The sequence below is a fragment of the Streptomyces sp. ICN903 genome, assembly GCF_022015835.1.
GTDB classification, from domain to species: Bacteria; Actinomycetota; Actinomycetes; order Streptomycetales; family Streptomycetaceae; genus Streptomyces; species Streptomyces fenghuangensis.
This window is the reverse complement of sequence record NZ_JAKMAY010000218.1, coordinates 1-9,928: the sequence shown is the minus strand read 5'-3', so window position 1 is coordinate 9,928 and position 9,928 is coordinate 1. Positions and strand designations below refer to the sequence as shown.

Sequence of the window (9,928 nt, the reverse complement as noted above, 5' to 3'; positions counted from 1 at the left end):
CCCGCGGCCACCGACCCCGCGCTCGCCGACTCCGCCTTCCTGCGGGCGTGCCGCCGCGAGCCCGTGCCGCACACCCCGGTGTGGTTCATGCGGCAGGCCGGACGCTCCCTGCCGGAGTACCGGAAGGTGCGCGAGGGCATCGGGATGCTCGACTCCTGCATGCGCCCCGATCTCGTCACCGAGATCACCCTCCAGCCCGTCCGCCGTCACGGGGTGGACGCGGCCATCTACTTCAGCGACATCGTCGTGCCCCTCAAGGCCATCGGCCTCGACCTCGACATCAAGCCCGGAGTGGGCCCCGTCGTCGAGCGGCCCGTCCGCTCCCGCGCCGACCTGGAGCGGCTGCGCCCGCTGGAGCCGGGCGACGTGGAGTACGTCACCGAGGCCGTCCGGATGCTCACCGCCGAACTGGGCGCCACCCCGCTCATCGGCTTCGCCGGCGCGCCCTTCACCCTCGCCAGCTACCTCGTGGAGGGCGGGCCGTCCCGCAACCACGAGCACACCAAGGCGATGATGTACGGCGACCCGGAGCTGTGGGCGGACCTGCTGGACCGGCTCGCGGACATCACCACCGCCTTCCTGAAGGTGCAGATCGAGGCGGGCGCGAGCGCCGTCCAGCTCTTCGACTCCTGGGCCGGGGCCCTGGCCCCCGCCGACTACCGCGACTCGGTGCTGCCCGCCTCCGCCAAGGTCTTCGACGCCGTCGCCCACTACGGCGTCCCCCGCATCCACTTCGGCGTCGGCACCGGAGAGCTGCTGGGCGCCATGTCCGAGGCGGGCCCGGACGTCGTCGGCGCGGACTGGCGGGTGCCGCTGGACGAGGCCGCCCGCCGGATCGGCCCGGACAAGGCCGTCCAGGGCAACCTCGACCCGGCGGTGCTCTTCGCGCCGCGCGAGGCCGTCGAGACCCAGGCGCGGCGCGTGCTGGACGCCGCCCGCGGTCTGCCGGGGCACATCTTCAACCTCGGCCACGGAGTGCTGCCCGACACCGACCCCGACGCGCTCACCCGCCTGGTGGAGTACGTGCACGAGCAGACCGCGCGCTGAGACCGCTCCGTCCCGGCGGGACGCCGGTGGGCCGGGCCTCCTTCCGGGGAGACCCGGCCCACCGGCGTTCACTCACTCCTTGTCCGGGGCCTTCGGGGGCTTCGGGGCCTTCTGAGCCCCCGCCTCCTCCGGGGCGGCCCCAGGACCCTCCGCGCGGTCACCGTCCTGCCGCGCCGCGCCCGCGCCCGCGTCCGGCGCCGCGCCCTGTGCGGCACCGGACGCCGCCACCGGCCCCGGGACCGCCACCGGAGGCGGCGGCACGGCAGGCCCGGTGCGCCGCGACAGCACCCCCTCCGGACGACGCGGCAGCCAGGGGCGCACCAGCCGCCACACCAGCGCCACCAGCAGCGCCGCCGCGGCGAAGGGCAGCAGCACGCCCAGGACGACCGTGATCCAGCGGACCGTCGAGACGAAGGCGTGCCAGCCGCCCGCCAGGGCGTCGAGGAAGGACGGCGTGCCGTCCTCCTCCGGCTCGGCCGGCTCCGCGTCCGGCTCGCGCAGCACCAGGGTGATCGTGGCCATCCCGGTGCGGCTCTCCAGGGACTTCAGCCGCGCCTGGAGCGCCTCCAGATCCGCCTGCCGGCTGCTCAGCTCGGCCTCCAGGGTCACCACGTCGGACAGCGCGCCGGCCTCGTCCATCAGCTTGCGCACCCGCTCCACGCTGGCCTTCTGCGTTTTGATCCGGCTCTCGACGTCGACCACCTGATCGGTGACGTCCTTCGTCGACACCTTCCGCTCGACGAGCTCGCCGAGCCCGGCCAGCTCGTCCAGCACCCCCTGGTACTCCTCGGGCGGAACCCGCAGCGTCATACGGGAGCGGTCGTGCCCCTCGGAGTCGCTGTCGGTGTCCTCATCGGCCACGTAGCCGCCCGCGGTCTCCACCACCGTGCGGGCCCGGGCCAGCTTCTCCGGCACGTCCTCGGCCGTGACGGTGAGCGACGCCGTACGGATGACATGGGTCGCGGCCGGGTCGGGCGCGTCGTCGGCCGCGCTCTCGCCGTCGGCGCTTCCGCGGTCGGCCTGCGAGGCGCCCTGCTCGTAGGCCCCCGCCTCCTGCCCGGCCTGCTGCCCCGCCTCCTGGCGGGCCGCCTCGGGCGCCGCGACGCCCCGGTCGGCCTTGGCGCCGGCACTGCCGTCGCCGTCCCCCGCCGCGCCGCAGCCGGTGACCGCCAGAGCCGCGGCCAGCAGCAGCGCGGCCGGCGCCCCGCGCCGCGCGGGCGCGCCGCCGCCGACCGTGGACGTGAATCCGCGTGTGAACATCAATGCCCCCCAACACATCGGTGGATGTCGGGAGTTGGACGGGCGGGCGCGCGGGCCGGTTGCCGTTCCCCGATAGCGAAGCGGTCACGTTCGGGACTCGGAAAAGCCACCGCCGGGCCGCAGCCGTGCCACCGCCGTACCTGATGCCGTCCCGTGCCCCTCCCGGCCGGGGCGGCGCGCCGGGGCCCGCGGTGGTCTGGGAGAGTGGAGCCATGCACGTCATCGTCATCGGCGGCGGCATCTCCGGGCTCGCCGCCGCCCACCGCCTGCTGGAGGGCGGCGCGCGCGTGACCGTCCTGGAGTCCTCCCCCCGCCTCGGCGGCAAGCTGTACGCCGGCCGGATCGCGGACGCCGCCGTCGACCTGGGCGCCGAGTCGATGCTCGCCCGCCGCCCCGAGGGCCTCGACCTCGCCCGCGCCGCCGGCCTCGGCGACGCCCTCCAGCCGCCCGCCACGGGCACCGCGGCGGTCTGGACCCGCGGCGAGGTCCGCCCGATGCCCACCGGCCACGTCATGGGCGTACCCGCCGACCCGGCCGTCCTCGCCGGGATCGTCTCGCCCGACGGCCTGGCCCGCGCCGCCGAGGACGCCGAACTGCCGCGCACCGAGGTCGGGGAGGACGTGGCCGTCGGCGAGTACGTCGCCACCCGCCTCGGCCGCGAGGTCGTGGACCGGCTCGTGGAGCCGCTGCTGGGCGGGGTGTACGCCGGCGACGCCTACCGGATCTCGATGCGAGCCTCCGTACCCGCCCTGTTCGAGGCCGCCCGCAGGGAGCGCTCGCTGCTGGCCGCCGTGCGCGGCGTCCAGGAACGAGCCGCGGCGAGCCGGCGGGACGGGCCCGTCTTCATGGGCATCGAGGGCGGCATGGGACGGCTGCCCATCGCCGTGGCCGACACCTGCCGCGCCGCGGGAGCCGACATCCGCACCGACGCCCCCGTGACCGGGCTGCGCCGCACCGGCGACGGCTGGACGGTGGTCGCCGCGGGCCGCCCGCTGGAGGCGGACGCGGTGGTCCTGGCCGTACCCGCCCCCGCCGCCGCACGGCTGCTGGCCGGCCACTCCCCGTCCGCCGCGGCCGAGCTGGAGCGGATCGAGTACGCCTCCATGGCCCTGGTCACCATGGCCTTCCGCCGCCGGGACCTGGCCCGGGTGCCCGAGGGCCGGGGCTTCCTCGTCCCCGCCACCGACGGCCGGGCGATCAAGGCCTCCACCCTCTCCACCAACAAGTGGCGCTGGAACGCCGCCCAGGACCCCGGCCTGTTCGTCCTGCGCACCTCCCTGGGCCGCTACGGCGAGGAGGAGGTCCTCGGCCGCGACGACGACGACCTGGTGGAGCTGTCCCTGCGGGACCTGGAGACCGCGATCGGGCTCACCGCCCGCCCCGCCGCCTCCACCGTCACCCGCTGGAACGGCGGACTGCCGCAGTACCCCGTCGGCCACCTCGACCGCGTCGCCCGCGTGCGCAGGGACCTCGCCGCACTGCCCGGCCTGGCCCTCTGCGGCGCGGCGTACGACGGGGTCGGCATCCCGGCGTGCATCGCCAGCGCCCGTACCGCCGCCGAGGCGGTGCTCCAGCCGGGATCGAGGGCCCGGCCACCGGCCGCCCCGCGGACAGGGGGAGAATGAACCCATGACTGCTGAACCCCGCAAGACGCCCAACGCGGGCAAGAAGGCCAAGGACCTCAACGAGGTCATCCGCTACACCCTGTGGTCCGTCTTCCGCCTGCGCGAGGCGCTGCCGGAGGACCGCGCCGGCCACGCCGACGAGGTCCGCGAGCTGTTCGACCAGCTCGCGGCCAAGGACGTCACCGTGCGCGGCACCTACGACGTCTCCGGACTGCGCGCCGACGCCGACGTGATGATCTGGTGGCACGCGGAGACCGCCGACGCGCTCCAGGAGGCGTACAACCTCTTCCGGCGCACCAAGCTGGGCCGCGCGATGGAACCGGTGTGGTCCAACATGGCGCTGCACCGCCCCGCCGAGTTCAACCGCTCGCACGTCCCGGCCTTCCTCGCCGACGAGGAGCCGCGCGCGTACGTGTGCGTCTATCCGTTCGTCCGCTCCTACGACTGGTACGTCCTCCCCGACGAGGAGCGCCGCGAGATGCTGGCCGAGCACGGGAAGATGGCGCGCGGCTACCCGGACGTGCGGGCCAACACCGTCGCCTCCTTCGCGCTGGGCGACTACGAGTGGCTGCTGGCCTTCGAGGCCGACGAGCTGCACCGCATCGTCGACCTGATGCGCCACCTGCGCGCCTCCCGCGCCCGCCTCCACGTCCGCGAGGAGGTCCCCTTCTACACCGGCCGCCGCAAGGATCTGGCCGAGCTGGTGGCCGGTCTGGCGTAGCCGTCTTCGGCGCGTGTGGCGCGGAGCGCGCCCGCGAAGCACGCCCGTGGCGCGGCGGCCTTCGGCCACCGCGCCACGGGTGCGGCCCTGCGCGAGCCCCGGCCGGGGCGCCGCCGTCAGCTCACGTTGATGTTGGAGCTGCCGCTGCTCTGGTAGCCCTCGGTCGCCATGATCATGTAGTAGTTGAAGCTGCCCATCCGCAGCCCCGCCCGCGACCAGGCGTCGAAGTGGTTGCCGGTGGTGATGGTGCCGCCGGTCTTCTTCTGCTGGCGGACGCTCCAGTACTGGTCGAAGGTCCTGGTGCCCTCGACGGAGGGCTGGTTGTAGCGCGTCGTCTTGTAGATGTCGTACGTGCCGCCGTCGGTGCTGACCGTGCCCCGGTACTCTCCCGTGGGCCGATAGGTGCCCCAGTTCTCGACGATGTAGTACTCCACCAGCGGGTTCGACGTCCAGCCGTACAGGCACAGGTAGCCGTTGCCCGAGGGGTAGAAGCTGCCCGAGTAGTGCACGGTCCGGCGGCTGCCGTTGCCCCAGCCCTTGCCGCAGACGAAGTTGCCGGTGTTGCGCCACGAGGTGCTGTAGTTGCCGCCGGAGCCCATGGTCATGGAGACCGTTCCCGGGGCGTCGGTCCAGAACGAGTAGTAGTAGCCGTTGTGGTAGCCCGTCTGGTTCGAGCTGACGGTCTGGGCGTGGGCGGTGCCGGTACCCGGCAGCATCAGCCCGGAGGTGGCGACCGCCAGGGCACCGGCGCGGCCGACGAAGCCGCGGCGGCTCATCGACTTGGGGGTGGGGGCGTCGTTCCTGTCCATGCTTCGCTTCCTCCTCGCGAAGGCCGGCCCTGAGGCCGGGCAGCGCGACACGACCCGGCGTACCGTCGGCGGCCGTGGGGGGCCACCGCGCGCCGGCGTCGTATCGACGACGGTGGGGGGACGGTCGTCCGCCGTGGGGCGGACAACCGGAAGGCCCGGGCCACGGCGGGCGGCCCGGCTCGACAGCGGTGGGGCCTGTCGATGCCGATAGGTTGGTCCGACACCCCTGGGTTGTCAACAGTTCCCGGAAGTTTTACGGGAGTTGAAGGCCCATCGAGGACCTGCCAGGAGAAGGTCATGCCTGGTCAAGCGGCCGTGACGGCATCCTTCCTTCAGGTGAGGTCGACGGACCCCTGGTTCTGGAGGCAACGAGCTGGCTACTGATCGAAAAAATTCCGGAAACCTTCCGAGGGCGCCGATCATGGCGCGATGAGGCTGGGTCCAGCCGGTGCCGGGGAGCAGGGCGCGCCCCCCGTGCGGGCTTGCCTGCCCTGCCCACCCCAGCGACAGCGTCGTCCGTCATCAGTACTCGTAGTCCTCGAGCATGCGGATGACGAGCCGGTGCAGGATCTCGGCTCTGCGCCGGTCCTCCCGCTGGTTGCGCAGGACCCGCTCGGCCGTACGCAGCCGGCGCCAGGCGCCCGGCTCCTTGTCCATCACCTCGTCGGCCAGGGGCCGGGTGAACAGGGCCAGGTACTCGGCCAACTGCCGCCGGGTGCCCGAGGAGGACGGGGCCTGGTCAGGGGCCGTGTACCCGCTGGTGAGGCAGCGCGCCGGGTCGGCCAGACTCCATCCCACGACGGCGCCGTCCTGAACGAGCAGCGCCAGTCCGGGGGCGATGCCGATGCGCGCCTCCAGGAGCGCATCCGGGACCGCAAGGTCCCGCAGGCAGATCAGCTCGGCCGCCTCGGTGTCGCAGTGCAACACCGTTGCTTGCGGCATGCCGAAATCGCGTACCTCGTTCGCGCGGAGCCCACCTTGGAGGGTCGGAAGCCCGTCGGGGACGTGGAAGCCGGCTTCCGCGGGAGCGGCCTCGGTCGGCACGTGGAGCCCGACGCTCACCAGCTCGTGACTCCCCTTGCCGAACCGGATGTCGTTCTCCTCCGACCACAACCACCGCAGGCTGCCGAAGGTGGTCCGTACCTGCTGCTCGAACTCCGCCCTGCTCGCGAACCCGCCGACGATCACCTGTGGCATGTCCAAGGCCAGACGCGGAGCAAAAGGCAACGGAGCGTCCGTCACCACGGCGTCGATGCTGTTCAGAACGATGTCCACGGGAGCTCCACCTCACCGAATCCGGTCGGCAGGCCACGGCTTTTCGCTCACTCCTCGATGACAGGCCGGGTGGGGGAGAGGAAGGGATCCAAGCGGGTGTGGATTTCACCTCTGGCCATGACTCGGACACGGAAGGCGTTTTGCCCCGGCGGCTCCTCCATGTCGGCGGAGCGTTCGTAGAGCAGCCCCCAGGAACCGGGGAAGCGAGTCGCGATGTAACGCAAGAGCTCCTCCAGTTCGGTAGCCTCGTCACGGCGGCGGTTGACCAAGCCGTTGACCGTGACGAAGTACTGGCCGTTGTAGATTCTCAGCTCGGCGTCGGCCGTCGACCATTTGATATCTGCGATCCGCGCCCGAAGCTCGTTGATACCCGGTTCCAGGCCACCTGCTTCCGACTCCTCGGGTGATTCCGCGACCCCGAACCACCCGTGAAATTCGCACATCCCTCACCCCGACGGAGCCGTGTGGATGGAAGTTCTTGCTATGAGGTGTTTTTCCCCTCTCTTTTTCGTCGTGGCCCAGCTCCCGGGTCGACGTTGAACCCCAAAAAATGGTTCACCGGGATGGAGATATCGATAAGGTCCTGTTGGTCGACCTCGGGAACCTCGTAGGAGTTTCCATCCACCCATTGAACGAATTCCTGGGGGAGATTAATCCTGTAGTGCCTGACGTACTCCACCAGGTCGGTCCTCCATGCGTACTTGCCGTCCGTCACGACGGACGCCCCTCCGGGGGAATGGAACTTATTTCCGATCAAGTCGGAGGTTGCTTCCATGACGTCAAGGACCGGATGCCCCGAGGCGAGGTAAGAAGTCATGCCCGCCGTGTCGTAATCGCCTTGAATCCGCGCTGCTTCAAGAAGCGACTCTCCCCTTCTTCTCTCCTCACCGTGCATCTCCCTGAAGAAACCGATAAACTTCATGACCTCTTCTCTGGGGGCTGTTTTTCCAATGTGACTACGACACGCACCAGAAGGTCCGCATCCTCTTGGACGACGCCGGCGATCAGCTTCCGGCCACCCATGCGCCATTTTGTGAAGGCGATGTACTCGTCGATATCTTCTTCCGGTCCCGACTGTCAGGCACCCTGTCGGCCAGGAGGAAGGCGGGCAGGGCCAGGCGACCGGCCGCAGTCACAGGTGCCAAGAGCGGAGATGACCTGACCGGCCGGGTACCGCGCGGTTCATGGCGAGGGCGCTGACGCTCGGTACGGCCGAAAGCGGGAGATTCAGGCTCGCTCGGCGGTGAACGAGATTTTTTCCTCATCTCCAAAGACCTTCACGTCGATCGTTCCCTCTGAACTCCGCGAGAACGTGATGAGGCAGTCCAGACTCCTTGCCCAATCGTTGATTTTTACGTCTCGCACGCAGGTGAACTCGAGTGAGACCTCGAAAGCGTTGAAATTCTGCTCTCTCCATTTTCTTGGAGCTCCCTCGGGTGACATCCTGAAATTGAAGCCCATTGCTATGACAGCCCCTTCATGCCGATCATCGACATGGAGATAAGAGAGGGATGTCCCGTTCAGTTCAGCGGCATTTTCGATGATTCCCTCAGGTGCGTCAGAACGCTCGAGGATTCTTTGCCATTCTCTGTCATCCATAGAAGGTCCTCTCATCAATCCATGGCATTTTGTCGCTGAACCTCTTGCGGTCCAACGGGCTGGCGAAGAACTGCCTCTCCTGCCCTTCGGAGGAGCGGTAGGCGCTCACACGCCTGACCGTAATGGAGTCGCTACATGTGAATCCGCATCGCACCGTTGGTCCTTCCAGGTGAACCTTTAGCCGCCGTGTATCCATGGGAGTCACCGCAGCCCTCGCTTCCCCTGAACCGAGCCAGTACTCCAAGCAGAATTCCCTCACACCCAGGAAAGCGACATGGCACTGAACTCGATCACATTCGGCCTCGGCCCAATCCTGATCCGGGGAAGTGGGTAGCTTTGGCATATCCAGGCGGATTACGGCTGTGGGGCCTCGCCGGCCGAGGTTGATCGAGCGGACGACTGCGGGACCTGCGGGGAGATCACCGGGATAGATGTCGGTCAGCGCATTTGCGTTCCTGATAAACTCACTCAATTTTCCGATCATGATCGCAATGTTCCTTACCCTGATCCCCACTGACTGGGGGCACCTCCCGGCCGAAGGCCGGGGGCATCGCGGCAGACGAGCCGTCTACCGCCACCACGAACTTCCCGAGTACTACCAGCAGTACAACCGGGAACACGCCCGGCTGTGAGCACCGGGCGAACGTGCCTTCGCCCGCTTCAAACAATGGTGGATCCTCCGCAGGGCCCGGTGCAGCACCAACCGCATCGGGCGCACGGCCGCTGCCATTCACGCCATCGAGGTCGCCTGGCACTCAGGATGAGAAGCGTTCACTGAGGTGGATTAGTCGATCTGTGTAGCAGCCTTGCGCCCGGCCATATCCATCTGACACATGCGGGGGAGCACTTTCATGCCCTGAAGCCGCAAATGTCCACAAAATCCAAAGGATCACTCCTGTGTTTAATCCCTTCATCGATTCGATTAAGGATCTCACCCTTGTCTTCGCTCCAGGGTTCGATATCACGGTCGGCCTGCTGACTAATTTCTCCGACCTGTACACCTCGATCGATCAAGGCTCCGACCAACTCCAGGGTGATTTCCCTGACGCGCTCCCGGGTTGCACCCTTTCCCGCCAAAGTTTCAGCGGAATCCCAAAGTGGGATGAAGTATAGAAGTCCTTTTCTGGCGTACTCGTAAAGGTAGTCAATCTCCTCATTGAGCAATTCTTCCGAAGTCATTCTTTTTCTTCCTAGTGGGTTGCGTGATATCGCTTGAATTTCAAATCTTCCTTCAAATCTCCCGTGAAGTCAATTGTGATGTCCCCCTTTCCTCCCGAGCTGCTGAAATTTCGATAGTTTACGTTTCCCTGTTCAAGTTCCCACACTTCAACTGTTCCTTTTCCCGGTACCTGTTTCAGGGAATCCGGAGCTCCAAGAGTTTTCCGGATGGATGCGCTGATTTCGTCGATTTCTCGGGGAGTGACCATCTGGACGCCTTTGCTGTCTTCGTATCCGTGAGGTTTCCCGTTCTCGTCGAGAACGACGCCGCGCAGCCTGTCGAGCCGGTTGGCTTTGGGGTAGTCCGGCGCCAGACCCAGCGGGTCGGTCCAGGTGTGGGGGTTGTGGACGTAGGTGGCCGGGTTGGGGGAGGG

At 68.5% G+C, this 9,928-nt stretch carries 12 protein-coding genes; 4 read left to right on the top strand and 8 right to left on the bottom strand.

All coding sequences use genetic code 11. From position 1 onward, the window contains the following. The coding region (gene hemE / locus L7D48_RS20485) for a uroporphyrinogen decarboxylase (protein WP_374493040.1) at positions 1–1,047 on the top strand (1,047 nt) is incomplete at its 5' end. Positions 1,048–1,119: 72 nt separating this feature from the next. Here hemE and L7D48_RS20480 read toward each other — a convergent pair. Then, positions 1,120–2,307 (bottom strand): DUF4349 domain-containing protein, encoded by a 1,188-nt coding sequence (locus L7D48_RS20480; RefSeq protein ID WP_237881155.1) that lies wholly within the window; start codon positions 2,305–2,307, stop codon positions 1,120–1,122. 212 nt (positions 2,308–2,519) lie between these two features. Here L7D48_RS20480 and hemG point away from each other — a divergent pair, with 212 nt between their 5' ends. Both hemG and hemQ read left to right on the top strand, forming a co-directional pair. Next, positions 2,520–3,932 (top strand): protoporphyrinogen oxidase, encoded by a 1,413-nt coding sequence (hemG, locus tag L7D48_RS20475; RefSeq protein ID WP_237881153.1) that lies wholly within the window; start codon positions 2,520–2,522, stop codon positions 3,930–3,932. Between the two features lie 4 nt (positions 3,933–3,936). Next, a complete protein-coding gene (hemQ, locus tag L7D48_RS20470) occupies positions 3,937–4,653 on the top strand; it encodes a hydrogen peroxide-dependent heme synthase (RefSeq protein ID WP_101255395.1) in 717 nt (238 codons plus the stop codon). Between the two features lie 116 nt (positions 4,654–4,769). Here hemQ and L7D48_RS20465 read toward each other — a convergent pair whose 3' ends face one another. From L7D48_RS20465 to L7D48_RS20445, 5 genes are all read right to left on the bottom strand, one after another. Further along, complete coding sequence (locus L7D48_RS20465) at positions 4,770–5,462, bottom strand: glycoside hydrolase family 11 protein (RefSeq protein ID WP_237881151.1); 693 nt, start codon at positions 5,460–5,462, stop codon at positions 4,770–4,772. A 522-nt stretch (positions 5,463–5,984) separates the two neighbouring features. After that, positions 5,985–6,737 (bottom strand): hypothetical protein, encoded by a 753-nt coding sequence (locus L7D48_RS20460; protein WP_237881149.1) that lies wholly within the window; start codon positions 6,735–6,737, stop codon positions 5,985–5,987. Between the two features lie 47 nt (positions 6,738–6,784). After that, a complete protein-coding gene (locus L7D48_RS20455) occupies positions 6,785–7,180 on the bottom strand; it encodes an Imm7 family immunity protein (protein WP_237881147.1) in 396 nt (131 codons plus the stop codon). A gap of 38 nt (positions 7,181–7,218) precedes the next feature. Beyond that, the gene (locus tag L7D48_RS20450; protein WP_237881145.1) at positions 7,219–7,659 is read right to left on the bottom strand and encodes a hypothetical protein; all 441 of its coding nucleotides are present in this window, start codon (positions 7,657–7,659) and stop codon (positions 7,219–7,221) included. Positions 7,660–7,964: 305 nt separating this feature from the next. Further along, positions 7,965–8,336, bottom strand: a complete 372-nt coding sequence (locus L7D48_RS20445; protein ID WP_237881143.1) for an Imm50 family immunity protein — start codon at positions 8,334–8,336, stop codon at positions 7,965–7,967. A gap of 491 nt (positions 8,337–8,827) precedes the next feature. Here L7D48_RS20445 and L7D48_RS20440 point away from each other — a divergent pair, with 491 nt between their 5' ends. Beyond that, a complete protein-coding gene (locus L7D48_RS20440) occupies positions 8,828–8,968 on the top strand; it encodes a hypothetical protein (protein WP_237881141.1) in 141 nt (46 codons plus the stop codon). Positions 8,969–9,185: 217 nt separating this feature from the next. On the opposite strand, the gene L7D48_RS20435 is transcribed toward L7D48_RS20440, so the two are convergent. Together L7D48_RS20435 and L7D48_RS20430 are read right to left on the bottom strand one after the other, a co-directional pair. After that, a complete protein-coding gene (locus L7D48_RS20435; RefSeq protein ID WP_237881139.1) occupies positions 9,186–9,515 on the bottom strand; it encodes a hypothetical protein in 330 nt (109 codons plus the stop codon). Positions 9,516–9,526: 11 nt separating this feature from the next. Continuing rightward, positions 9,527–9,928: hypothetical protein (locus L7D48_RS20430; RefSeq protein ID WP_237881137.1), on the bottom strand; the 402-nt coding region annotated here is incomplete at its 5' end.